We start from the raw sequence: 25338 nt of genomic DNA on the forward strand, positions 1-25338 counted from the left end.
CCGGTTTACAGCAGATTGACGCTGTGCTGCAATCTGCGTCCCTGATTATACGAATCGATGACCATGCAAGCCTCTCAATTTTCAGCCCAGGTGCTGGACTGGTACGACAAATACGGGCGTAAAACCCTGCCCTGGCAAATTGAAAAAACGCCTTACAAAGTATGGCTCTCTGAAGTGATGTTGCAACAAACACAGGTTGCCACGGTCATTCCTTACTTTGAGCGTTTTATGGCGCGCTTCCCGACGGTGACCGATCTGGCTAATGCACCGCTGGACGAAGTATTACACCTGTGGACGGGCCTGGGTTATTACGCCCGCGCGCGTAATCTGCACAAAGCGGCACAGCACGTTGCCACCCGCCACAACGGCACATTCCCGGAAACCTTCGACGAAGTGGCGGATTTACCCGGCGTCGGACGCTCAACCGCAGGCGCTATCCTCTCTCTGTCGTTAGGCAAGCATTACCCGATCCTCGACGGCAACGTGAAGCGCGTGCTTGCCCGTTGCTATGCAGTTGACGGCTGGCCCGGGAAAAAAGAGGTTGAAAAGCGCCTGTGGGAAATCAGTGAAGACGTTACGCCCGCCAACGGTGTTGAGCGTTTTAATCAGGCAATGATGGATCTCGGTGCGATGGTGTGTACGCGCTCAAAACCGAAATGCGAACTTTGCCCGGTGAATAATCTCTGCGTGGCGTATGCCAACAACTCGTGGGCGCAGTACCCAGGCAAAAAGCCGAAGCAGACGCTGCCAGAGCGCACCGGATATATGCTGCTGATGCAGCACGGCGATGAGGTTTTCCTGGCTCAGCGCCCACCAAGCGGTCTGTGGGGTGGGCTATACTGCTTCCCACAGTTTGAAGATGAAACCACGCTTCGGGAATGGCTTAAACAGCGCGGAATTGCTGCCGATAACCTTACGCAACAGACGGCGTTTCGTCATACTTTCAGCCATTTCCATCTGGATATTGTGCCAATGTGGCTTCCCGTGTCCTCATTCACCTCCTGCATGGATGAAGGAACCGCTCTCTGGTATAACTTAGCGCAACCGCCATCAGTCGGGCTGGCAGCTCCAGTGGAGCGCCTGTTACAGCAATTACGTGCCGGTGCAATGGTTTAGCATCGGCCTGAAAAAGAGGAATGAGTATGGCCAGAACTATTTTTTGTACTTACCTGCAGCGCGATGCTGAAGGCCAGGACTTCCAGCTCTACCCAGGTGACCTGGGTAAGCGTATCTATAACGAGATCTCCAAAGAAGCCTGGGCGCAGTGGCAGCACAAGCAAACCATGCTGATTAACGAGAAAAAACTCAGCATGATGAACCCGGAACACCGCAAACTGCTGGAGCAGGAGATGGTGAATTTCCTGTTCGAAGGCAAAGACGTACACATCGAAGGCTATACGCCACCGGAAAAATAACAGCGTGCGGGGGCAACTCCGCCGTTAAAGCAAACACAACACGCACTCCCGGAATGATGAAAAAATTTTTAGCGCTCGCGCTTGTTGCACCGCTGCTTGTGTCTTGTTCTTCAAAAAAAGGCGATGAGTACAACGAAGCCTGGGTCAAGGACACCAACGGTTTTGACATTTTGATGGGGCAGTTTGCCCATAACATCGAAAATATTTGGGGATTTAACGAAGTTCTTATTGCTGGCCCTAAGGACTACGTTAAGTACACCGACGCCTATCAGACCCGTAGCCACATCAACTTTGATGACGGTACGATCACCGTTGAAACCATCGCAGGTACCGAACCTGCTGCACGCTTACGTCAGGCGATCGTGAAAACCCTGCTGATGGGTGACGATCCGGGTTCTATTGATCTCTATTCCGATGCCGACGACATCACTATCTCCAAAGAGCCGTTCCTGTACGGTCAGGTGGTCGATCAGACCGGCCAGGCGATCCGCTGGGAAGGTCGCGCCACTAAATTTGCCGACTACCTGCTGCAAACCCGGTTGAAGAGCCGCAGCAACGGGTTGCGCATTATCTACAGCGTCACCATCAACCTGGTGCCAAACCACCTCGACAAACGTGCGCATAAGTACGTGGGCATGGTGCGTCAGGCTTCGCGTAAATATGGCGTAGATGAGTCACTGATCCTGGCGATTATGCAGACCGAATCCTCCTTTAACCCTTACGCGGTGAGCCGTTCTGACGCGCTGGGGCTGATGCAGGTTGTCCAGCACAGCGCCGGGAAAGACGTGTTCCGCGCGCAGGGTAAATCCGGTACGCCGAGCCGAAACTATCTGTTCGACCCGCAGAGTAATATTGATACCGGCACTGCGTATCTGGCGATGCTGAATAACGTCTATCTGAGCGGAATTGATAACCCAACGTCGCGCCGCTATGCCGTTATCACTGCGTACAACGGTGGGGCTGGCAGCGTGCTGCGCGTCTTCTCAAATGACAAAGTGCAGGCAGCCAGTATCATCAACAGCATGGCACCAGGGGATGTGTACTCAACCCTGACGACCCGCCACCCATCTGCAGAATCCCGTCGTTATCTTTACAAGGTAAATACGGCACAGAAAGGGTATCGCCGCCGTTAGCCCCTGCCCCTGCCTTCTCCCCAAAGGTTGAGGGATCCCCACAAATTACAGGTTGGCACAGAATACCCCCTCTCCCTTGAGGGAGAGGGCTGGGGTGAGGGGGAACATAAAGCAGTAGTGGTTATTCCGTTCACTTTATGTTGATTGCTACTCTGTAACGACAATACAGGTGAACGTGCCAGGGCGGTTCACCGCCACCGCCCTGGCAACCCGGGCTCCCGGCAGGAGAATCGCCGCTGCGCGGTACCCTCAGCTTATTCCTTCAGGCTTCGGGTCGGGCATTAGCCTGCATCCCTGCAGGCAATGCCCTCTCGGCGCATCCCTGCGCCTCGCCCCGGCCTTACGGAAACGCTTCGGCGATTTTCAGCCGGACCATGGAGTCGCTATAAGTCTTATATTTCAATGAAATAGTTTAATTGCTTAAGAAGAACAAAATTACTGGGGAACCCTCAGCCCCAAAGGAGAAGGTTAGGAGAATAGACCTCACAGCCCCTTCCCATACGAAAATGTTATTTGCATCACAATCTAAACTGCAAATTAATGTGGATTGCATTTTTTTGCGGGAGGTAACAAAACATAACATCGTCTGCTGATAGAATTGCATCAAATAACAACCCTGAATGTTCCTATAACAACATATCTCCCGCTCACTTGTGAGGAAAGTAACATGAACCTTAAGCTGCAGCTTAAAATATTGTCGTTTCTGCAGTTCTGCCTGTGGGGTAGCTGGCTGACTACTCTCGGTTCCTATATGTTTGTGACGCTCAAGTTCGATGGTGCGTCTATTGGTGCCGTATACAGCTCGCTCGGTATTGCGGCTGTCTTTATGCCAACGCTGCTGGGTATCGTGGCGGATAAATGGCTCAGCGCAAAATGGCTGTACATGCTTTGCCATCTGGTGGGGGCGGGGACGCTGTTTATGGCGGCCCAGGTGACCACGCCTGGGGCGATGTTTATGGTGATCCTGTTTAACTCGCTGGCCTATATGCCAACGCTTGGCCTGGTCAACACCATCTCTTACTACCGCCTGAAATCAGCCGGTATGGAGATCATCACCGACTTCCCGCCAATCCGTATCTGGGGCACCATCGGCTTTATCATGGCCATGTGGGGCGTGAGCTTCGCAGGCTTCGAACTGAGCCATATGCAGCTTTACATCGGGGCGACACTCTCTGTCGTACTGGCGCTGTTCACCCTGACGCTGCCGCATATTCCTGTTTCTAACCAGCAAAAAAACCAGAGCTGGAGCACCATGCTCGGCCTGGATGCGTTCGCGCTGTTTAAAAACAAACGCATGGCGATCTTCTTCATCTTCTCCATGCTGCTGGGTGCAGAGCTGCAGATCACTAACATGTTCGGCAACACCTTCCTGCACAGCTTCGATAACAACCCACTGTTCTCCGGTAGCTTTATCGTTGAGCACGCGTCGGTGATGATGTCCATCTCTCAGATCTCTGAGACACTGTTCATCCTGACCATCCCGTTCTTCCTGAGCCGCTACGGCATCAAGAACGTCATGCTGATCAGTATCGCGGCGTGGATGCTGCGCTTCGGCTTGTTCGCCTACGGTGATCCAAGCGCGTTCGGCACCGTGCTGCTGGTTCTGTCGATGATTGTTTACGGCTGCGCCTTCGACTTCTTCAACATCTCCGGTTCGGTGTTTGTGGAAAAAGAAGTGAAGCCTGAAATCCGCGCCAGTGCGCAGGGTATGTTCCTGATGATGACCAACGGCTTCGGCTGTATTCTGGGCGGCGTAGTGAGCGGTAAAGTGGTCGAGATATACACCACCAACGGCATCACCAACTGGCATCCCGTGTGGCTCATCTTCGCCGCTTACTCGCTGGTACTGTTCTTCGCGTTCATCGCGCTGTTCAAGTACAAGCACGTTCGCGAAACGCATGGTACACAGCCAATCGCGCATTAATCCCTGATGCCTTTTCGCCCGGTAGCGCTGCGCTTACCGGGCCGACATAAGCGGATGTTGTTGTGCCGGGTAGCGCTAACGCTTACCCGGCCTACATTTCGAAATGACCCATCCTACCGACAATAAATCCGCACTGCCTCCGGGGCTTAAGTTACGTTCAGTCAACGCGGTATCCATCTTAAGTAACGCATCACGATCCCAACCGCTGGCCAACATTTCCCGCGCATACCCCTGTACGTAACGCAGCCCTTCCATACCGCCGCGCGACACCAGATTGCTGTCCTGATTCACCGCCATCAGGCGTAACAGCAGACCGTGAAGCGAATGTCCACTCCACTGCTCCAGCACCTTACGCACGGTGCTAAAACCACTTTCTGCCTCGCCGCGCGCGCCGGTTAAACCATACTGCTGATACTGCCGCTCGCCCGCGGTTGCCTGCCCGCTGCGCCCGGCCAGTTCACGCGCCACCATCCCACGACAGATGTTACTTACTTCACAACAGAGGCTATCTGCGGACACATTGTTCACACGCCCGGAGGCGAAACAGAGCAAACCGAGGGCAAAAATCCCCCCTTTATGGGTGTTCACCCCGTTTGTCGCGGCATACATTGCCTGCTCGCAGGCAATGCCCATTGGGCGGATGAGGCGCAGTTGCTCAGCCACCGGTTTACCCGCATGTTCTGACCCCAGCTCGGCAAAGCGGGAAAACCACGGTGTAACCGCCCTGATGCTGCGAACAAACAGGGTGTGATCCATATCGCGATGCGCGCCGTTGTTAAGCTTATCCACCAGCCCCGGTTTTGGCGTCAGTTCCAGTTCATGCCATAACGCCTCTTCGGCAAGCCCGGGGACATCCGCCGGACGCGGTTTAGTCGCGAGCAAACCAGTCATCAATCATCTTCTCCACCCGGGCCACCACCTGCTCAACGGGATGATTTCGCGAGCGGGAACAGGCGTGAGCAGGTTCGTCACAAATCAGGCAGCGACGCAGATGCGAACCCAGAGACTGACGCCCCACATGACCATTTTCAGGGCAGATCACGTCCAGATCCCACAACCGGCCAAGCGGATGCGTCTGCTCCAGCGCCGCACAGTGCGCTTTCATTTCCGCAGCCTGATGCGCTACACACCACAACGCTTCTGGCCCGGTGGGCAGCCACAGCACCTGCCTGTCCAGCACCTGCCAGCGGTTTTCCCACAGCAGTTGATCGCACATCTGTAATGCCACGCCCATCGTGTTGCGATAGCGCAGGCTGTCTTTAATTTCCCCTGGCGTCACCAGGGTGAGAGAAATCACTGGTTGTTGATAGTGCGTAAGCCAGTCAGTCTGGCGTGCTGCGCGGCGCTCTTTCGCCGCCAGCAGTTCATCCAGGCTGACACCCGCCCGCACGGGTGTCGCTATAGTCATCGTTACTCCTTCACCTGTCGCACGGTGTCTATCACGCTGCCGTCACGGTAGCGGATAACACCAACGATTTTGTCGGTAAATTCAATGGGTTTTGGTACACCAGTCAGTGAAATTGCACGCTCAAAGAGCGCGTAGATATCCACAATGCGGAGGCCCGCAGCAAGCAGGCGCTCGCGGATCTCCGGACGTGCCGGGTTGACCGCGATGCCGTGATCGGTCACCAGCACATCGATGCTCTCCCCCGGCGTCAGGCGTGTGGTCACGCGTTTCACCACCGTGGGAATGCGGCTACGCAACAGCGGCGCAACCACAATGGTCAGATTGGCAGCCGCTGCCACATCACAGTGACCGCCAGATGCACCGCGCATCACGCCATCAGATCCAGTGATGACGTTGACATTGAAATCGACGTCGATTTCCAGGGCGCTGAGGATCACCACATCGAGCTGGTCGCAGCATGCCGCCTTGCTGCCAGGGTTGGCGTAGACGTTAGTAGAGATCTCCACATGGTTCGGGTTACGCGCCAGTGAGGCTGCCGCCTGGCCGTCAAAGCACTGGGTATCGAGCAGTTTTTCGATCAGCCCTTTTTCGTGCAGATCCACCAGACTGCCGGTGATCCCCCCAAGCGCAAATCGCGCCTTCACGCCGCTGCGCTCCATCTTCTCTTCCATAAAGCGGGTACAGGCGGTGGACGCTGCACCGGAGCCGGTCTGCATAGAGAAGCCAGGTTTGAAATAACCTGAGTGTTCAATCACGTCTGCCGCATAGCGGGCAATCATCAGCTCGCGCGGGTTACTGGTCACGCGTGCCGCGCCAACGCTGATTTTCGCCGGATCGCCGACGCTTTCCACCTGCACGATGTAATCCACCTGATCCTGCACCAGGCTGGCAGGCATATTCGGGAACGGCACCAGCGCTTCGGTCAGCAGCACCACCTTACGGGCAAAGTGAGCATCCACCATCGCGTAGCCCAGCGAGCCACAGCTTGATTTGCCGTGCGTGCCGTTGGCATTGCCAAACTCGTCACTGCACGGTACACCGAGAAACGCCACGTCGATATTCAGCTCACCGTCCTGCAACAGCTTAACGCGCCCACCGTGGGAGTGAATTTGCACTGGCTCGTCCATCAGCCCGTGAGAGATGGCATCCGCCAGCCTGCCGCGCATGCCCGAGGTGTAAATCCGGGTGATAACGCCGCTCTCAATATGTTCGATCAGCGCGTCGTTGCAGGTCATCAGTGAGCTGGAGGCCAGCGTCAGGTTTTTGAAACCCATCTTCGCCAACAGCGCCACAACGTTATTGATCACCCGGTCGCCTTCGCGAAACGCATGGTGAAACGAAATGGTCATCCCGTCCTGCAGGCCGCTACGTAACACGGCCTCTTCAACGGACTCGCACAGCTTGCGGGTATGTTTTTCGTCAGGGCTATTCAGCCACGGCGTTGCGCTATGGGCGGTATCAAACGGTTTTAAATCCCGCAGATGGGGAAAATTCACATGGAGAAGTTCTGTCTGGTTCATTGTGTAATCCTTAACGACGCACGCCGGAAGCTGCCGCGCGTTCCAGCACCATCTGCGCGTGGTTAATAATCGGGGCGTCGACCATTTTGCCGTTGAGCGACACGACGCCCAGGCCGTTACGTTCGCCCTCTTCTGCCGCTTCAATCACCCGTTTCGCGTGATCCACTTCCTGCTGGGTTGGCGCATAGGCGTTATGCAGCAGATCAATCTGACGCGGGTTAATCAGCGATTTGCCGTTAAAGCCCATCTTGCGGATCAAGTCGACCTCGCGCAGGAACCCGGCCTCATCGTTAACGTCTGACCACACCACGTCGAAGGCATCAATGCCTGCGGCGCGGGCGGCGTGCAGCACCGCACAGCGGGCATAGAACAGTTCGGTGCCATCACCACGCTCGGTCTGCATGTCCATTACGTAGTCAAAAGCCGCCAGTGCGATGCCGATTAAACGCGGGGAGCTGCGGGCAATCGCCACGGCGTTGATCACGCCAATCGCCGATTCAATCGCTGCCATTACGCGGGTTGAGCCTGGCTCGCGTCCGCATTCACGCTCGATGCGTTCCAGATGGCCTTCCAGCTCATAGATGTCATCCGGCGTGTCGGTTTTCGGCAGGCGGATCACATCCACACCGGCCCGCACGGCAGCTTCCAGATCCAGCAAGCCAAACGGCGTGCTCAGCGGGTTAATGCGCACCACGGTTTCGATATCCTGATACATCGGGTGCTGCAGCGCGTGGAACACCAGCATGCGCGCGGTATCTTTCTCACGCAGGGCAACCGCATCTTCAAGGTCGAACATGATGGAGTCAGGACGGTAGATAAACGCCGTTGAGAGCATGGCGGCATTCGCGCCCGGCAGGAACAACATACTGCGGCGGAGTTTGCTCATTTCAGCGCCCCCCAGTTAATGGCCTGTTCATCAGCGGCACGCAGAAGCGCGCTTTGCAGGCGGGCGCGGATCACACAGTCCAGCGCACCTTTGTCTTCAATAATGATTAATCCCTGGTGCACGTTCATGGCGCGCAATGTGTCATTCACGACCTGGCGGATTTGCTCGCCAAACTGCTTAATCACTTCACTGTGGATGACAATCTCCAGCTCGTCGTGAGCGGGGGCGATTTTCACCATCAGGTCGCTGGACTCCTGCGTACCGGCCAGCGCCTCCCTTACAATTTTCATGATAAATTCCTGATAGTTATGCGACTTCCGCACTCGCGCGGTAATGCGTTTCGAGATGCGCGAAGGTGGAGTCCGGGACAATCTCCCGGATCCGGGAAAACTGCTGTGTCTTGAGTAAACGGCGCACTTCCGATGCCGAAATAGCGTTACCGGTGGCCTTAATGCGCGGCATTTCCACCACCTCAATATGTGAGGTAAGCAGGGCGTGCAGCGTCTGGTTGTACTGGCGGGTGATATCGCAAAATGGCTCCGAGCCGATAAAGCGATGGGTGATCCCCAGCGCCGGGGCGATGTAATCGCGGAAGATCAGCACGTCGATCTCACTCCACGCCTGCTGCACTTTGCCGCTCTCCTTCAGGAAATAGGCCGGAAACGTGGCGCGGGAAATGATGTACTGCGATCCTTCATGTACGGTCACGTTCGCCAGATGCGCCACACCCGCGCGCACCATCTCCAGGCGTGCGCTGAACGGGAAGAACGAGGCGTCTTCACGCACCACAAACAGGTGCAGCGCATCGCACTGTTGTGCCGCCTGCTCCACCAGATGCCGGTGGCCGAGGGTGAACGGGTTGGCGTTCATCACAATCGCGCCAATCTTCTCCCCACGCTTGCGCATCGTGCTGAGTGAGCGGCAGTAACGTTCAATTCCCTGCGGGGTGTTCTCCATTAACACCGCGTTATCACCGCTCTGGGCGATTGGCCAGAAACCGCTGCGACCAAAACGTACCTTGTTGCAAGGCCGGGTGCAGAGGAAGAGGTGAAAATGGCCGCGCTCCAGCGCCGCATTCTCCACCTCTGCCAGCAAACGTGCGCTCAGGTTTTCCCCGCGCAGTTGCTCGTTTACCGCCACACATTTGATGACGTTGGCGGCAAGCCCGGCACAACCCACCAGCTGTGTGCCAGCCCAGGCTTCGACAAACAGCGTGATGTCGTTGTCCAGGCCAAGACCGCTGTCTGCCAGCAGGTAACGGATCTGGCTTAAGCGTTCCGGGTGTTTCGCCACAAGGGTGTGACGAAAATCAATGGGTTGTGATTGCATGCTGCCGCCTTACTCAGTGTGCTGCCGCAAGCCCGGCGGCTGGCGCTTCCATGATCACATTGCTCAGATGACCGATATGCTCGATCTCCACCTCAATACGATCGCCCTCTTTCATAAACAGTGGCGGGTTACGTTTTTTACCCACACCGCCAGGGGATCCGGTGATGATCACATCCCCCGGGCTGAGGCGCGTAAAGGTGCTGATGTATTCGATCAGCTCCGCCACCTTGTGGATCATGCTGCTGGTGTTGTCTTCCTGTACCATGCGGCCATTCAGCCAGGTGCGGATAGCCAGCTGGTGCGGGTCCGGGATCTCATCTGCCGTCGCCATCCACGGGCCAAACGCCCCGGTCTGACGCCAGTTTTTCCCGGCCGTGAACCAGGTGTGCTGCCAGTCGCGGGCGGAACCATCCATGTAGCAGCTGTAGCCCGCCACGTGATGCAACGCATCGTCGCGGCTGATGTTCTCCCCGCCTTTGCCGATGATCACCGCCAGCTCGCCCTCATAGTCGAACTCGCTGGAATGACGCGGCTTAAGCACCGGTTCGTTGTGGCCGGTCTGCGAATCCGGAAAGCGGACAAACAGCGTCGGTGCCGGGTTGTGCTGGTCAAACTCCTTGCGCTTGTCGGCGTAATTCATGCCCACGCAGAGGATTTTTTCCGGCTGCTCAATCACCGGTAAGAAGGTGATGGCGCTCATTGGCACATCTACTGCATCGTTCAGATAACGGGTGGCCTGCACCAGCCCGTTGCCCTGCAACAGCGCTTTCAGGTCGCTGTAGCGGTCGCCCAGACGGCGACCTAAATCAATCACGCCGTCGGCCTGCACGATGCCGTAGCTGCGTTTACCCTGGTATAAAAAGCTTGCGAGTTTCATTGTTCTTTCCTGAAAACTTAAACGAGGAAGTTGCCCAGTATCAGCAGTGAGACGGAGACGTTAATCGCGCCGCCAATACGGGTAGCTATCTGGGCGAAGGGCATCAGGCTCATGCGGTTGCCTGCGGTCAGGATCGCCACGTCACCGGTACCGCCCTGGCCGCTCTGGCAGCAGGAAACGATGGCGACATCAATCGGGTGCATACCAATCTTTTTACCCACGAAGAACCCGGTTGCCACCAGTGCGGAAACGGTGCTGACGATAACCAGCAGGTTGCTGACGGTGAATGCAGCGACCAGTTCGTGCCACGGGGTGATCGCCACGCCGACGGCGAAGAGGATTGGGTAGGTCACAGAGGTCTGGAAGAATTTGTAGACCACCTGAGAACCTTCAAGCAGACGCGGAGAAGCACCGTTGCACAGCTTCACCAGCACCGCCATAAACAGCATGCCAACCGGTGCAGGCAGGCCAATCAGCTTGTGGCCGAGCATACCCAGCATGTAGAGCAGTACCGCCAGCAGTGCGCCAGAGGCGATAGTAGTAACGTCCGCTTTACCGGAAAACGCAGGTTGAGAGACGGTGGCATCGGCATTAGTGCGGTTTGGCATCAGCTGGCCTTCACCGGTCAGGTGCGGATAACGTTTACCGAGCTGGTTCAGACAGCCGGAGATAATGATCGCCGTCAGACCACCCAGCATCACCATCGGCAACACGCGACCGAGCGCCACACCCTGGTCCATATGCAACAATGTGGCATAACCGATGGAGAGCGGGATCGCCCCTTCGCCCACGCCGCCGGCCATAATTGGCAGAATAATAAAGAAGAAGATCTGGAACGGTTCAAGACCCAGCGCCAGGCCCACGCCCATCCCGACAATCATGCCGACGATTTCACCACACAGCATCGGGAAGAAGATGCGCAGGAAGCCCTGGATCAGCACGGTGCGGTTCATACTCATAATGCTGCCGACAATAATGCAGCAGATGTAGAGATAAAGAATGTTGGTGGATTTGTAGAATTTGGTGGTAGATTCAACCACCACGTCCGGCAGCAGGCCATAATAGACCAGCGCGGAGGGAATAAAGGTGGCGCAAATCGCCGCCGCGCCGAGCTTGCCGACAATCGGCAGACGTTTACCGAATTCACCGCAGGCAAAACCGAAAAATGCCAGCGTCGCTACCATCACCACGATGTCGCTCGGCAGCTTTCCGCCCAGGCAATCAATGGCAATCAGCGCGCCTGCCAGCACGAACAGCGGCAGTGGAATAATCCCAATTTTCCAGGTATCCATAATATGCCACCAGCGCTCTTTGAGTGATGGCCGTTGAATATCAATCGGGTCGTGGGTAACAGAGAATGAATCGTCAGTTGTGCTCATAATAAGCCCCTTAGTTATTTTGTGCGTTCAGCTTAGAGTCACAAAGGCTTACTTTATGTGAGGAATGACATATTAAAAGCGAAGTTTTAATGGCCACTATGGTTTTAATGGTTTCTTTTATTTAATGTGATTTACGCCTTATTTATTGCCGTGGTTTTTATGGTTTCTTTTCTTAACCGAACAAACAAATAACATTTCTGAACTGAGCCTGTTCCTTTCAGATAAATCTTTTACAGACCGTGCTGTGCAAGGGATCACAAGTTTTCGGCAAAGCAGACGTCAGTACAAAAAAAGATGATATATTGGCGTCCTTCCTTGATACCTCGCGTGATAGTGATGAAAGTATCGTTTCAGATCAAACTGTTTGTTTCGCTGGTCGCCTTTTTCTCAGTGCTGTTTGCATTACTGGGCGGATATTATTATGTCGATGTCGGCAGGCAGCTTTATCAGGAGATGAGCACACGCGCAAAAATACAGGCGGAAGAAATTGCAATTATTCCGACTTTACGTAATGAAGTCGAACAAAAAGATATCAAAGCAATCCATTCCTTTATGCAAAAAATAGCTACCCACAGCGATGCCAGTTTTATTGTGATTGGCGATAATCAGGGGCTGCATCTGTTTCATTCCGTGTTTGCTGACAAAGTGGGTACAACGCTGGTCGGTGGGGACAACGAAGAGGTCTTACACGGCAAAAGCACCACCACCATCCGCAAAGGGGGCCTGGGTATTTCGCTGCGCAGCAAAGCGCCCATCTTTAACGATGCCGGGCAGGTGGTGGGGATTGTCTCGGTGGGGTATCTCACCAGCTATCTTGACACCATCACCGTCAATAAAGTGGTCAACATTCTGATTGCTGCCGTGCTGCTGCTGTTCGCCCTGTTCATCTTCTCGTGGTTTTTCACCCGCAGTATTAAAAAGCAGATCTTCTCTCTGGAGCCACGTGAAATCGGCCTGCTGGTGCGCCAGCAAAAGGCGATGATGGAGTCTATTTATGAAGGGGTGATTGCCATTGATGATGAACTGCGCATTGAGGTCATCAACCAGGCTGCCAGAAAATTACTGGGGTTAAGCCAGCCAGCGCGGGAGCTGCGAGGGCAACTGATTAGCCAGGTTATCGACCCCGTCCCGTTTTTCAATACACCGGCTATGCTGGCGAAAGATACCCATGATGAGATTTGCCGGTTTAACGATCTCACGGTCATTGCCAGCCGTGTGCGGATTATGCTGGAAGATTCACTTCAGGGCTGGGTCATCACCTTCCGCGACCGCAATGAAATCGACACTCTCAGCACACAGCTCAGCCAGGTTAAACGCTACGTCGACAACCTGCGCATTATGCGCCATGAACAGCTCAACCGTATGACGACCCTGTCCGGTCTGCTGCATATGGGGCGTTATGAAGAGGCAATAGGTTACATTCAGGCGCAATCGGAACACGCACAGGAGCTGCTGGACTTTATCTCATCACGCTTTAGCTCCCCGACGCTGTGCGGCCTGCTGCTGGGCAAAGCGGCGCGTGCCCGCGAAAAAGGGGTTGAGCTGAATTTCGACCCGGCCTGCCGGATGGATAAACCCTTCCAGCCTCTGCTCGAATCGGAACTGATTTCAATTATTGGCAACCTGCTGGATAACGCCATCGAAGCGACGCAGCGCGCACCGCTTCCGCACGAGCCGGTCAATGTGCTAATAAAACTGAACGAACAGGAACTCATCATTGAAGTGGCCGACCAGGGCGTTGGCATCAAACCGGAGATCCGTGAAAGGATATTTGAGCGCGGCATCACCACCAAAACACGCGGCGATCATGGCATTGGCCTGTATCTGATCGAAAGCTATGTCACGCAGGCTGGCGGAGCAATAGAAATTGCCGATAACACGCCCCGCGGTGCCATTTTCTCACTGTTTATTCCCGCGACGGGAGCCGCGCGACGTCCCGCACAGGAACTGGAAGATACCGATTATGCAACATGAACTTATCGACGTACTGATCGTTGAAGACGAGAACGAACTGGCGCAACTTCACGCGGAGCTTATCAGTAAACATCCCAGACTACGGCTGGTGGGGGTGGCCTCATCGCTGGCTGACGCACAGGCACAGCTTGAAAGCAAACAACCGCAGCTCATGCTGCTGGACAACTACCTGCCGGATGGCAAGGGGATCACCCTGATCAGTAACCCGATGCTGGCCCGCGCCAACTGTTCGGTGATTTTCATCACTGCCGCCAGCGACATGGATACCTGCAGCCAGGCCATTCGCAACGGCGCATTTGATTACATTCTGAAGCCAGTCTCCTGGAAGCGGCTCAGCCAGTCGCTTGAACGCTTTGTGCAGTTCGCCGAACAGCAACGCGTCTGGAAGATTGTCGACCAGCAGAACGTGGATTCGCTGTATCAACTGCAGGCGAAAAACTACCGCCAGGATAACGGCAGCAAAGGCATTGAGGAAAACACGCTGGCGCGGGTGCAGATGCTGTTTAATGACAACGCGACGCACTGCTTCTCGGTGGATGAAGTGGTGAGCGAAACAGGCTTAAGTAAAACCACTACCCGACGCTATCTGGAGCACTGCGTAGAGGTGGGGTTTCTGAGCGTGGAGATGCTGTACGGGAAGATTGGGCATCCGCGGAGGATGTATAAGCGTAGTGTGGTTTGATGAAACGTTCCCTCTCCCTGTGGGAGAGGGTTAGGGTGAGGGCAACAGCCCGCACTATCTTAAAACATACCCATACAATCGCTTAATCCCGTCCGCATCCTTCTCGCTGTAAACCCCCTGCAACTCTGGCGAGAAGCCCGGCAGCAGGTTGATACCCTCCTCCAGCGCAAGGAAGTAACGTTGCACCGCCCCACCCCAGATTTCACCCGGCACCACGCACAGCACTCCTGGCGGATACGGCAGCGCGCCCTCAGCGGCAATGCGACCTTCCGCGTCGCGTATGCGCACTAATTCCACGTTCCCGCGAATATACTCCTGGTTCGCATCCTGCGGGTTCATTACCACCGCTGGCAGGCTCTCCTGGCGGAACATCGCCTTCTGCAGATCTTTAACGTTAAAGCTGACGTAAAGATCGTGCATCTCCTGGCACAGCTGACGGAGGGTGTAATCGCGGTAGCGCACCGGATATTTCTGGTAGATGGTCGGCAGCACGTCTGCAAGCGGCGTGTCGTCTTCAATATGCTGTTCAAACTGACCCAGCATCGCCACCAGTTGCGCCAGCTTCTCGTGGCTTTCGGCTGGTGTCAGCAGGAACAGGATCGAGTTGAGATCGCACTTCTCCGGCACGATGCCATTTTCACGCAGGTAGTGCGCGAGAATGGTCGCCGGTATACCAAACTCAGTGTAGTTACCGGTTTGTGCATCAATACCCGGCGTGGTCAGCAGCAATTTGCACGGATCGACAAAATACTGCTCGTGGGCATAGCCCTCAAAACCGTGCCATTTTGCGCCCGGCTCAAAGCTGAAGAAACGAAGTTCGCTGGCGATGGCGTGCGTTGGGTGATCCTGCCACGGCCTCCCCGCCACCACCGGTGGAATAAACGGTTTGATCATATGGCAGTTGGCAATGATCGCCTTGCGCGCCTCTATGCCCAGCTCCACGCACTCCGCCCACAGCCTGCGTCCGCTTTCCCCTTCGTGGATTTTGGCGTTCACATCCAGCGCCGCGAACAGCGGATAAAACGGGCTGGTCGAGGCATGCAGCATAAATGCATTGTTGAGCCGCTTGTGCGGGCAGAAGCGCGCCTGACCACGAATGTGGTTATCCTTTTTATGGATCTGCGAGGTTTGCGAGAACCCGGCCTGTTGCTTATGCACCGACTGGGTCACGAAAATGCCCGGATCGTTCCCGGTCAGTTCCAGCAACAGCGGGGACGTTTCCGCCATCATCGGGATAAATTGTTCGTAGCCCACCCACGCAGAATCAAACAGAATGTAGTCGCAAAGATGGCCGATCTTGTCGATCACCTGACGCGCGTTGTAGATCGTGCCATCGTAGGTGCCAAGCTGGATAACCGCCAGGCGGAACGGGCGAGCCTCATCGGCTTTTTCCGGTGCAACGTCGCGGATCAGACTTCTGAGGTACGCATCATCAAAACAGTGCGCATCAATTCCACCAATAAAACCAAACGGGTTGCGCGCCGCTTCAAGGTAGACCGGCGTTGCCCCCGCCTGGATTAACGCCCCGTGGTGGTTGGACTTATGGTTGTTACGGTCAAACAGCACCAGATCGCCACGGGTCAGCAGCGCGTTGGTGACGACCTTATTGGCAGCGGAAGTGCCGTTCAGCACGAAGTAGGTTTTATCTGCGTTAAACACTTTTGCAGCAAATTTTTGCGCATGCTTGGCTGAGCCTTCGTGGATCAGCAGATCCCCCAGCTTCACATCGGCGTTGCACATATCGGCGCGAAAAACATTCTCACCAAAGAAATCAAAGAACTGCCGCCCCGCAGGGTGTTTTTTGAAAAATGCGCCGTGCTGGTGCCCCGGGCAGGCAAAGGTGCTATTGCCCATCGCCACATACTGACTCAGGGTGTCAAAAAATGGCGGTAACAGGTTCTCTTCGTAACGGCTGGCGGCAGACTCCAGTTCCAGGAACTCTTGTGCTTTACCAGTAATCGTGGCAGTGGCACCTTCAGGAACATCCATCGGCTCTTGCGAGAATATAAACACCGGTAACTGAAAGCCTGTACGTTTCAGCAACGCAAGGATACCGCTACAGCTTTCAGCGACCGTAATGACGACAGCCGCCACATCGGTAAAATCGGTACTGTCCAGCGTCACCTTTTCCCGGTGCGTGGACACAGCAGAGACCAGCTCGCGGCTGACGGCGATTTTCATGGTTTTCATAAGCGCAGTTACCCTCACCGAACGGTGAGACAGGAGTAGTTTACGTTGATACGGGTGAGCGTTCGCGCAGCGACAGACATCATCATCATTGGCGGCTCCGTACACTGAAAGGAGAAAATTCGCGCAATCATGTCATCTTTTATTTTAGGGTGCAAGAAGGAATCAGTATGCACTAAACCACCCCAGACTTAGCACCAGCCTGAAGCGAAACTTAATAATAATGCATTCTCAGTGAGTAAATAACAGGGTGTTTCTTTGGCTATTAATGACTGGACTGCAGCCTGATGCTGGTAACAGAGCTGAAATCTACGGGATTAAGCGGTTTGCCGTGGTCACCATACCGCTGTCTGCACTCTGGACGCACTTTTCGCTTAAGATTACGGCGAACTGGTGAGAGAGTGTGCAGTCTGTAACGAAAACAACAAATTTCGTTGACGGCGGTGGGTGAATCGGGTTTAATGCGCCCCGTTGCCCGGATAGCTCAGTCGGTAGAGCAGGGGATTGAAAATCCCCGTGTCCTTGGTTCGATTCCGAGTCCGGGCACCACTAATTTAAAGAAACCAGCCTACGGGCTGGTTTTTTGCTTTTGGGGTTCTGGTAAATATCTGATCATACAAACCGCAAACACCCCACCCTGCCTTTTCCATCGCCCGGTATTTTTCATCCTTCAAATCCGCTCTCAGGAAAGAAAGCACCACCGTGCATTAATCAACAGAAACGGGTCAATAAAACTGTTTCAGTGTTTCAAGCAGGGCATGTGCCGCTTTAGACAGCTGCGTATGCCCAGGGTGGATAACACCGATGCACTTTTCAATCGACGGGTTCTCCAGCGGAATACAGACCGCACCCAGCGACGTCATCTGCGACGCGCACAGAGCCGGGACGGCGCTGCCGCCAAGCCCACTGGCAACCATTCGACCAACCGTCACCAGCTGGTGACTTTCCAGCGCGACATCCAGCCTGCGACCGCTGCGGGCCAGTTCCTCTTCCATCATCAGACGTACCGCCGAGGGGCGCTGCAGAGTAATGAAATCCAGCGTCAGCAACTCCTCCCAGGACAGGCTTTTTCGGGCAGCCAGAACCGACTCTTTCGGCACGATCGCCACAAAACGATCGAGACCCAGCGGGGTAAACAGCAGGTTGTGGGTCGGCGCTGGCTCAAAGGCGATCCCCATCTCCACCCGTCCCTCCCGCACCATCTCGATCACCTGCTCGTTGATGACATCGTGCACGGTGACGTTGATCCCGGTATAGCGATCGCGAAAGGTTTTCAGAACCTCGGGCAGCACGTTAGCCGCAAATGACGGCATCGCCGCAACCGAGATTTTGCCACGCTGTAGCGTAAAACACTGGTGCATGGCCTCTTCGACATTATCCCAGTCGGCAAGCAGCTGCCGCGCCATCGGTAAAAACGTCTCCCCCTCCTGCGTCAGAGCAACTTTACGTGTGCTCCGCTGTAACAGCGGACCTCCCAGCGCATCCTCCAGCCCTTTAATCGTCAGGCTCAATGCTGGCTGGGAAAGATTCAACCGTTCGCTGGCATGCGCGAAATTCAGAGTGTGAGCTACCGCTAAAAACGCGCGTAACTGTTTGACACTCATTCTCATTTTTCACCTTGTTAACTAATTGAAAAAATTTAGTTAACAACAAATTAATAAAAAAACCAAATGAATGGGTCACAAATTCAAAATTAACAAATGAGTCACCGCCCCTAATGATACCGACACAGATAACGGGAGAGATAACTATGGCGGGACTGGATAAGCGCGTCGGTAGCTATGCGCAGGCGCTGGATGGGCTGACGGACGGGATGACCTTGCTGGCGGGCGGCTTCGGCCTGTGCGGTATTCCTGAAAATCTGATCGCGGAAGTCAGACGCCGTCAGGTGCAGGGTCTGACTGTAGTTTCAAACAATTGTGGTGTGGATGGTTTCGGTCTCGGGATCCTGCTCGAAACACGTCAGGTGCGCAAGGTCGTGGCGTCGTATGTGGGCGAAAATGCGTTATTTGAGCAACAGGTGCTGAGCGGTGAGCTGGAGATTGAGCTGACGCCTCAGGGGACACTGGCAGAAAAGGTGCGCGCAGGCGGAGCCGGTATTCCGGCATTTTACACGGCAACCGGATATGGCACTCCCGTCGCGGCTGGCAAAGAAGCGCGCCAGTTTGCAGGTAAGCACTACATCCTGGAAGAGGCCATCACCGGAGATTTCGCGCTCATCAAGGGCTGGAAAGCGGACTGGTACGGCAACGTTATCTACCGACATACCGCGCAAAACTTTAACCCCCTGATGGCAACCGCAGGCCGGATAACGGTTGTGGAGGTGGAGGAAATTGTCCCGCCGGGCGAATTGCCCCCGTCTGCCATTCATACCCCGGGGATTTACGTCGACAGGATTATTGTCGGCCAGTTTGAAAAACGCATTGAACAGCGCACGCTGCGCGCAGAGGGAGTCTGACTATGTTAACCCGTGAACAGATGGCTATGCGCGTTGCCAGAGAACTGCACGATGGCTACTACGTCAATCTGGGGATCGGCATCCCTACGCTTGTGGCGAACTATATCCCGGCAGGGATGGACGTGATGCTTCAGTCCGAAAATGGCCTGCTGGGGATGGGAGCGTTTCCTGATGAGCAGAGCCTCGATGCCGACATGATCAACGCCGGGAAGCAGACCGTGACCGCACGAACAGGTGCCGCCATTTTCGACTCGGCCCAGTCGTTTGCCATGATCCGCGGTGGCCATGTGGATTTGACCGTACTGGGGGCGTTTGAGGTGGATATCGAAGGCAATATCGCCTCGTGGATGATCCCCGGGAAAATGGTGAAAGGCATGGGTGGCGCGATGGATTTGGTCGCCGGGGCGCAGAACATCATTGTGGTGATGACCCACGCGTCGAAAAACGGCGAATCAAAATTGCTGCAGCGCTGCACCCTGCCCCTTACGGGCGTGGGCTGTATCCGCCGGGTCTTAACCGATCTGGCTCTGCTGGAGATAGAAAACGGGGCGTTCATTCTCCGGGAGTATGCGCCGGGCGTCAGCATTGACGATATAGTCCGCAAAACGGCCGGGAAAATCATCGTTGCGGACGATGTTCGCGAAATGTGCTTCATGGAGAACGCCCTATGAAAGAGGTCATGATTGTCGGGGCAACGCGAACCCCCATTGGCAGTTTTCGCGGTGCACTCTCCCCCCTTTCAGCGGTTGAGTTGGGCGCTGTCGCGGTACGTCGCCTGCTTGAAGAGAGCCAGCTTCCCGCAGGTGAAATTGACGAACTCATATTTGGTCAGGTGCTGACGGCAGGCTGTGGGCAAAACCCGGCGCGACAGACAGCAATCACATCCGGTTTACCTGCCAGCGTCCCGGCGGTCACGGTGAATCTGGTTTGCGGCGCAGGGTTAAAAGCCGTGCAACTGGCGGCACAAGCGATCCGCTGCGGTGATGCCAGCGTTGTTATCGCAGGTGGCCAGGAAAGCATGAGTAATGCCCCCTACCTGCTGGACGGCGCACGGGCCGGGCTGCGCTTTGGTCACGCAGGCCTGCAGGACAGCATGATTGTCGATGGCCTGTGGGATGCATTTAACGATTATCACATGGGGATCACTGCCGAAAACGTCGCCCGGCAGTATGGCATTTCACGCGAGGAGCAGGATGCTTTCGCCGTTTTGTCACAGCAAAAAGCGGCGGCGGCTATCGAATCAGATCGGTTTGCGGCTGAAATTTCCCCCGTCACGGTGACGCAGGGTAAAAAACCGCCATTGATTATCGACCGTGATGAACAGCCCCGACCCGGAACAACCCCCGATCAACTCTCCCGACTGCGTCCGGCTTTTCGTCAGGACACCGGCACGGTGACAGCGGGCAATGCTTCAACCCTGAATGATGGTGCGGCGGCAGTGTTGTTGATGAGCGGTGAAAAAGCGCGGGAAAGTGGCTTACCGGTGCTGGGCCGGATCGTGAGCTATGCGGTCACGGGCGTCGATCCGGCAGTCATGGGCATTGGCCCCGTCAGCGCCTGTCAGACGGCGCTGGCGCGAGCGGGTTGGTCACTGGAAGAAGTGGAATTAATTGAAGCCAATGAAGCCTTTGCCGCGCAGTCGCTGGCAGTCGGCAAAGCGCTCGGCTGGGAAAGCAGCAAAGTGAACGTTAACGGCGGCGCAATCGCGCTGGGGCATCCCATCGGTGCGTCCGGCTGTCGGATCCTCGTGACGCTACTGTATGAAATGCAGCGTCGTAACGTCAAAAAAGGGCTCGTCACCCTGTGCGTAGGCGGCGGACAAGGGATCGCGTTGACCATCGCGCGCTAAACCTGCCCGGACATCTCGTTTGTACCCGAATATAACAATGATAGTGAGGAGTCGTAATGAGTGTGTTGATTGCCCTGGCGGCGCTGGCATTGCTGATGCTGGCAGCCTATCGCGGATACAGCGTTATTTTGTTTGCCCCCATCGCAGCACTGGGGGCAGTGCTACTCACCGACCCGGGTGCCGTTGGCCCGACATTTACCGGCCTGTTCATGGAAAAAATGGTCGGCTTCGTTAAGCTCTACTTCCCGGTGTTCTTGCTGGGCGCGGTCTTTGGCAAGCTGATTGAACTCTCCGGCTTTTCCCGTTCGATTGTCGCTGCGGCCATTCAGATACTGGGACGTCGCCACGCGATCCCGGTGATCGTGGTCGTGTGCGCGCTGCTCACCTATGGCGGTGTGTCGCTGTTCGTCGTTGCCTTTGCGGTTTACCCTTTCGCCGCAGAGTTGTTCCGCCAGAGTGGCATACCGAAACGACTGATCCCCGCCACCGTCGCGCTGGGCGCTTTCTCGTTTACGATGGACGCCCTGCCTGGCACACCGCAGATCCAGAATATTATTCCCACCAGCTTTTTCGGCACCAACGCCTGGGCCGCTCCGTGGCTTGGCGTTATCGGCTCGCTGTTTATTATCTGCTTTGGTCTGCTATGGCTGGAGCGCCAGCGTCGTAAGGCACTCAATAATAATGAGGGCTATGGTTCAGATCTGAAAAACGAACCTGAAACACCCGATAATATTAACCTTCCCCACCCACTTATTGCGATTGCCCCACTGCTGGTCGTCGGGATACTGAACCTGCTGTTTACCCGTTGGATCCCCGGCTGGTACGGCACGAGCCATGAACTGACGCTGCCGGGTCTGGCGAAGCCGATTGTGACCGAAGTCAGCAAAATCACCGCCATCTGGGCGGTGGAGGCCGCGCTGCTCTCCGGCATCCTGCTGGTGCTGATCTTCGGCTTTCGTAATATTCACGGACGCCTGGCCGAAGGCAGTCGGACGGCGGTCAGTGGCGCGATTCTGGCGGCCATGAATACGGCGTCTGAATATGGTTTCGGGGCCGTTATTGCCGCGCTGCCTGGTTTTCTGGTTCTGTCCAAAGGGCTGGCCGCGATCCCAAACCCGCTGTTAAACGAAGCGATCAGTGTAACCGTCCTCGCCGGGATCACCGGTTCCGCCTCCGGGGGGATGAGTATTGCGCTCGCGGCAATGTCTGACGCCTTTATTGCCGCCGCGCACGCCGCCAATATACCTCTTGAGGTGCTACACCGCGTGGCTTCGATGGCCAGCGGCGGTATGGATACACTGCCCCATAATGGTGCCGTGATTACGCTGCTCGCAATTACAGGTCTTAGCCATCGCCAGGCCTATGGCGGTATTTTTGCCATTACGATCATTAAAAGTCTGGCGGTGCTTTTTGTCATTGCCGTGTTCTATCTGACCGGCATTGTGTAAGGAGAATAAAATGAATTTGAACGGTAAAACGGCGCTTGTGACGGGTTCCACCAGCGGGATTGGTCTGGGGATCGCCCGCGTGCTGGCAAAGGCGGGCGCACAACTCATACTCAATGGCTTTGGTGACAGTGAGCATGCAAGAGCTGAAATAGCAACGTCAGGGGTCACACCAGGCTATCACGATGCGGATTTACGGGACGTGTTACAAATCGAGGCCATGATGCGCTATGCCGACGCTCACTTTGGCGGCGTGGATATTCTGATTAATAACGCCGGGATACAGCACGTCGCCCCTGTTGATGCCTTCCCGGTAGACAAATGGAATGACATTATTGCCATTAACCTCTCGTCCGTGTTTCACACCAGCCGGCTCGCGCTGCCCGCCATGCGCGAGAAAAACTGGGGGCGCATTATCAATATCGCCTCCGTTCACGGGCTGGTCGCATCAAAAGAGAAATCTGCCTACGTTGCCGCCAAGCATGGCGTAATTGGATTCACCAAATCCCTCGCGCTGGAAACCGCCCGCACCGGCATTACCTGCAATGCTATCTGCCCTGGCTGGGTTTTAACACCGCTGGTGCAACAGCAAATTGACCGCCGTATCGCGGACGGCGTAGCTCCGGAAAACGCACGCGAGCAGTTGCTGGCGGAAAAACAGCCCTCAGGTGAGTTTGTTACGCCTGAACAGCTGGGTGAACTGGCGCTGTTTTTATGCAGCGAGAATGCCATTCACGTGCGCGGTGCAGCCTGGAATATGGATGGCGGCTGGGTCGCTCAGTAAAACATGCCCACCTGGCGGTTAGCAGGTGGAGCTGGTTTTATCGGATGCCAGATTCTTCGACACCGGAACGTACTCACCAATGGGGCGTTGCATTGCCCCAATAATGTCTTGACAGGATGTTGATTTTACCGTGAAAAATCATAGGCAGGAGTAAGTGCATATTTTGAAAGATGCTCAATCGCTGGCACACAAACGGCATCTCCCATTGCGAAATATCCCTTGTTAGCATTATCTGGTAACACAAAGCTATCACGTACCCCCTGTAGACGAGCATATTCTCTGGGAGTAAGCAATCGCCCGTTCCATCCGCCGTTCCCGGCTCGTATCAATATCTGTTTGCTGGAGCCCCCTCGGGGAGTTCTTAAACATCCAGCGATACCGTCAGTTCGCAGTTCAGCCATAGAGGCTCCTGCTCTCATTCTTCTGAATACAGTACCGTATGAGAAGAATTTGTTATCCATCATTGCCTGTAACTTTGTCTGATGAGCAGGGCTCATCTGAGCAAACAAATGATGTTTACGATCATCTGACCACCATAAGGAAGAATCATCCGGGATATCATGTTCAATGATATCACCCAGTGTTGTTGTCCTTGGCTCAGGAAGAGGAATATCAAATAATCCCCAATGTAAATCTTCATGAGAAGCGATGATCTTTTTCAGTCTGGCTGAGCGGAGCTTTGGCTGTTCATCAAACTTCTGCCACCAGGAATTGAAAAGGCCCCCAGCATTTTTTACATGCATAAATTTCGTTGCAATAGTGTCTATTACTGCAATCAAAAAAACACGAGGCCGACTCTGCGGAGTGAAAAGAACAGCGTCCAGTTCAATGATATCAACGACGAACCCAAGCTCTGACAATGCCTTGACTGTCTCAACAACATCTTTCCCGCCATGCGACGTCAAGAAGCCTGATACATTCTCTAGCATGACCATTTTGGGTAAATCGTTCGCAAGCTTTTTTTGCTCAAGAATCTTTAAAACAGCGTGAAGCGTTCCTGACTCTTCCCCTGCAAGCCCGGCTCTGGCTCCAGCCACGGATAAGTCGGTACAAGGGAATGAAACCGTATAAAGGAAAACGTCTTCTGGAAGAAGTTTTTCAGGTTCAGCCGCTACCTTCCAGATGTCTTCCAGATGGAAATGATCATCACCATAGTTTTCCACATAAGTGCTCATTTTATCGGCAGAAATATCGTTGGCCCATACACATTGCCAACCAGAGCCCTCAAGCCCTTCCCGCACTAATCCCACCCCAGCAAAAAACTCCGCAAATCTCATTTTTCAGCTAGCCACCAATCTGTTGAATTCGTCTAAAAGACTATCATTTCTACTGTATATTTCACCAGATCTAACTTCAAGGATTGTACGTCCATGCTCTTGCACGAAGCCATATGATATCGATTTTCTGAAACGTTGACGTCTGGAAGCACTACCTACAGTTCGGTCATAGTTCGCCCGATAATCTGGCAGCCAGGCGTCAAAAAAGGGTTCTTTAAGTGCGCTACCAGGAATAGCTTTGACGACAAGATCGCGATAATCGGTTGAATAGGAGCAAAAGAGATGATTGACTTCGCAATCCTCCAAAAGCTTGGCTTCACCCGTATTCAGGTGATACTGATATTCGTAAGCGCTCCTCAACGCGGACGACTTTACTTCCCAGCCCTGAAGGTCAGCTCCCGTAACACCATTACCACGTCGCCCTGTAAGAATTGAACCAAACAACTCCCATAAAACCGAGGGAACATGCCCTGCAACTTTTAGGTTATGTGACCTCAACAGATTGATTTTTTCTTCGTCATAGATATGACGAGAATAGAAAACAAAGGCATTATCCAACGTATTACTCATCGCATTCTCCCAGATTAGCCAGGAGACTTTCTGGTGAAACTTCCAGCGCAGCAGCCAGTTTGCATATGTTCAGAAGGCTGATGTTTCTCTGTCCGCGCTCAACAGAACTAACATATGTCCGATCAAGTTGAGCTCGCTCAGCCACCTGTTCCTGGCTTAACTGTAGCTCAATCCTTAACCTGTACATTTTCTTACCAAAGGCTTTTAAAATTAGCTCTTCTGACATTTACGTCTCCCATTT

The 25338-nt window shown here is 54.6% G+C and carries 24 protein-coding genes and 1 tRNA gene; 12 read left to right on the forward strand and 13 right to left on the reverse strand.

Annotation, left to right across the window (positions count from 1 at the left end):
• The first annotated feature begins 63 nt into the window (after positions 1-63).
• From mutY to ACJ9N4_RS05545, 4 genes are all read left to right on the forward strand, one after another.
• A complete protein-coding gene (gene mutY, locus ACJ9N4_RS05530; RefSeq protein ID WP_411500314.1) occupies positions 64-1116 on the forward strand; it encodes an A/G-specific adenine glycosylase in 1053 nt (350 codons plus the stop codon).
• Between the two features lie 26 nt (positions 1117-1142).
• Complete coding sequence (locus tag ACJ9N4_RS05535; protein WP_182918927.1) at positions 1143-1415, forward strand: oxidative damage protection protein; 273 nt, start codon at positions 1143-1145, stop codon at positions 1413-1415.
• A gap of 56 nt (positions 1416-1471) precedes the next feature.
• Positions 1472-2548 carry a membrane-bound lytic murein transglycosylase MltC gene (mltC, locus tag ACJ9N4_RS05540; protein ID WP_182274572.1) on the forward strand — a complete coding sequence of 359 codons (1077 nt, stop codon included), beginning with the start codon at positions 1472-1474 and terminating at the stop codon, positions 2546-2548.
• Positions 2549-3215: 667 nt separating this feature from the next.
• The gene (locus ACJ9N4_RS05545; RefSeq protein WP_182272598.1) at positions 3216-4472 is read left to right on the forward strand and encodes a nucleoside permease; all 1257 of its coding nucleotides are present in this window, start codon (positions 3216-3218) and stop codon (positions 4470-4472) included.
• A gap of 75 nt (positions 4473-4547) precedes the next feature.
• On the opposite strand, the gene citG is transcribed toward ACJ9N4_RS05545, so the two are convergent.
• From citG to ACJ9N4_RS05585, 8 genes are read right to left on the reverse strand one after another with little or no spacing between them, the layout of a single operon-like run.
• Positions 4548-5363 carry a triphosphoribosyl-dephospho-CoA synthase CitG gene (gene citG / locus ACJ9N4_RS05550; RefSeq protein WP_182272599.1) on the reverse strand — a complete coding sequence of 272 codons (816 nt, stop codon included), beginning with the start codon at positions 5361-5363 and terminating at the stop codon, positions 4548-4550.
• A complete protein-coding gene (citX, locus tag ACJ9N4_RS05555; RefSeq protein ID WP_196390459.1) occupies positions 5341-5880 on the reverse strand; it encodes a citrate lyase holo-[acyl-carrier protein] synthase in 540 nt (179 codons plus the stop codon). Before citX ends, citG begins: the two co-directional genes overlap by 23 nt.
• Positions 5881-5882: 2 nt before the next feature.
• Complete coding sequence (gene citF, locus ACJ9N4_RS05560) at positions 5883-7400, reverse strand: citrate lyase subunit alpha (protein ID WP_182272601.1); 1518 nt, start codon at positions 7398-7400, stop codon at positions 5883-5885.
• 10 nt (positions 7401-7410) lie between these two features.
• Positions 7411-8286, reverse strand: coding sequence for a citrate (pro-3S)-lyase subunit beta (gene citE, locus ACJ9N4_RS05565; RefSeq protein WP_182272602.1), 876 nt, complete (start codon positions 8284-8286; stop codon positions 7411-7413).
• Positions 8283-8576 (reverse strand): citrate lyase acyl carrier protein, encoded by a 294-nt coding sequence (gene citD / locus ACJ9N4_RS05570; RefSeq protein ID WP_182272603.1) that lies wholly within the window; start codon positions 8574-8576, stop codon positions 8283-8285. The genes citE and citD overlap by 4 nt, the downstream gene beginning before the upstream one ends.
• A 16-nt stretch (positions 8577-8592) precedes the next feature.
• Positions 8593-9615: a [citrate (pro-3S)-lyase] ligase gene (citC, locus tag ACJ9N4_RS05575; RefSeq protein ID WP_182272604.1), complete on the reverse strand. Its 1023-nt coding sequence runs from the start codon at positions 9613-9615 to the stop codon at positions 8593-8595.
• 13 nt (positions 9616-9628) lie between these two features.
• Positions 9629-10492 carry a fumarylacetoacetate hydrolase family protein gene (locus ACJ9N4_RS05580; protein ID WP_182272605.1) on the reverse strand — a complete coding sequence of 288 codons (864 nt, stop codon included), beginning with the start codon at positions 10490-10492 and terminating at the stop codon, positions 9629-9631.
• Positions 10493-10509: 17 nt separating this feature from the next.
• Complete coding sequence (locus ACJ9N4_RS05585; protein ID WP_411500315.1) at positions 10510-11871, reverse strand: 2-hydroxycarboxylate transporter family protein; 1362 nt, start codon at positions 11869-11871, stop codon at positions 10510-10512.
• A gap of 336 nt (positions 11872-12207) precedes the next feature.
• Here ACJ9N4_RS05585 and ACJ9N4_RS05590 point away from each other — a divergent pair, with 336 nt between their 5' ends.
• Together ACJ9N4_RS05590 and ACJ9N4_RS05595 are read left to right on the forward strand one after the other, a co-directional pair.
• The gene (locus ACJ9N4_RS05590; protein ID WP_395122970.1) at positions 12208-13845 is read left to right on the forward strand and encodes an ATP-binding protein; all 1638 of its coding nucleotides are present in this window, start codon (positions 12208-12210) and stop codon (positions 13843-13845) included.
• Positions 13835-14527 (forward strand): response regulator, encoded by a 693-nt coding sequence (locus ACJ9N4_RS05595; RefSeq protein ID WP_182272607.1) that lies wholly within the window; start codon positions 13835-13837, stop codon positions 14525-14527. The genes ACJ9N4_RS05590 and ACJ9N4_RS05595 overlap by 11 nt, the downstream gene beginning before the upstream one ends.
• 54 nt (positions 14528-14581) lie before the next feature.
• On the opposite strand, the gene ACJ9N4_RS05600 is transcribed toward ACJ9N4_RS05595, so the two are convergent.
• Entirely contained in the window at positions 14582-16717 is a 2136-nt protein-coding gene (locus tag ACJ9N4_RS05600; RefSeq protein ID WP_411500316.1) for an ornithine decarboxylase, read from the reverse strand.
• A 470-nt stretch (positions 16718-17187) separates the two neighbouring features.
• Between ACJ9N4_RS05600 and ACJ9N4_RS05605 the strand changes: the two genes are divergently transcribed.
• A tRNA-Phe gene (locus ACJ9N4_RS05605) sits at positions 17188-17263 on the forward strand.
• A 176-nt stretch (positions 17264-17439) separates the two neighbouring features.
• Here ACJ9N4_RS05605 and ACJ9N4_RS05610 read toward each other — a convergent pair.
• Complete coding sequence (locus ACJ9N4_RS05610) at positions 17440-18324, reverse strand: LysR family transcriptional regulator (RefSeq protein ID WP_196390488.1); 885 nt, start codon at positions 18322-18324, stop codon at positions 17440-17442.
• 140 nt (positions 18325-18464) lie between these two features.
• Between ACJ9N4_RS05610 and ACJ9N4_RS05615 the strand changes: the two genes are divergently transcribed.
• From ACJ9N4_RS05615 to ACJ9N4_RS05635, 5 genes are read left to right on the forward strand one after another with little or no spacing between them, the layout of a single operon-like run.
• On the forward strand, positions 18465-19172 hold the full coding sequence (locus ACJ9N4_RS05615; RefSeq protein ID WP_411500317.1) for a CoA transferase subunit A: 708 nt from the start codon (positions 18465-18467) through the stop codon (positions 19170-19172).
• A gap of 2 nt (positions 19173-19174) precedes the next feature.
• Positions 19175-19843, forward strand: coding sequence for a CoA transferase subunit B (locus tag ACJ9N4_RS05620; RefSeq protein ID WP_182272612.1), 669 nt, complete (start codon positions 19175-19177; stop codon positions 19841-19843).
• Positions 19840-21021 (forward strand): acetyl-CoA C-acetyltransferase, encoded by a 1182-nt coding sequence (locus ACJ9N4_RS05625; protein WP_182272613.1) that lies wholly within the window; start codon positions 19840-19842, stop codon positions 21019-21021. The genes ACJ9N4_RS05620 and ACJ9N4_RS05625 overlap by 4 nt, the downstream gene beginning before the upstream one ends.
• Positions 21022-21077: 56 nt before the next feature.
• On the forward strand, positions 21078-22469 hold the full coding sequence (locus ACJ9N4_RS05630) for a GntP family permease (RefSeq protein WP_182918943.1): 1392 nt from the start codon (positions 21078-21080) through the stop codon (positions 22467-22469).
• Positions 22470-22479: 10 nt separating this feature from the next.
• Complete coding sequence (locus ACJ9N4_RS05635) at positions 22480-23250, forward strand: 3-hydroxybutyrate dehydrogenase (protein ID WP_196390490.1); 771 nt, start codon at positions 22480-22482, stop codon at positions 23248-23250.
• A gap of 125 nt (positions 23251-23375) precedes the next feature.
• Here the strand turns inward: ACJ9N4_RS05635 and ACJ9N4_RS05640 are convergent, their stop codons facing one another.
• From ACJ9N4_RS05640 to ACJ9N4_RS05650, 3 genes are read right to left on the reverse strand one after another with little or no spacing between them, the layout of a single operon-like run.
• Positions 23376-24527 carry a DNA cytosine methyltransferase gene (locus ACJ9N4_RS05640; RefSeq protein ID WP_182272616.1) on the reverse strand — a complete coding sequence of 384 codons (1152 nt, stop codon included), beginning with the start codon at positions 24525-24527 and terminating at the stop codon, positions 23376-23378.
• 3 nt (positions 24528-24530) lie between these two features.
• Positions 24531-25097 carry a hypothetical protein gene (locus tag ACJ9N4_RS05645; protein ID WP_182272617.1) on the reverse strand — a complete coding sequence of 189 codons (567 nt, stop codon included), beginning with the start codon at positions 25095-25097 and terminating at the stop codon, positions 24531-24533.
• Positions 25090-25323 carry a helix-turn-helix domain-containing protein gene (locus ACJ9N4_RS05650; protein ID WP_182272618.1) on the reverse strand — a complete coding sequence of 78 codons (234 nt, stop codon included), beginning with the start codon at positions 25321-25323 and terminating at the stop codon, positions 25090-25092. The genes ACJ9N4_RS05645 and ACJ9N4_RS05650 overlap by 8 nt, the downstream gene beginning before the upstream one ends.
• Positions 25324-25338 lie beyond the last annotated feature (15 nt).

The sequence above is a fragment of the Enterobacter sp. LM3 genome, from assembly GCF_046622475.1.
GTDB lineage: Bacteria > Pseudomonadota > Gammaproteobacteria > Enterobacterales > Enterobacteriaceae > Enterobacter > Enterobacter cloacae_P.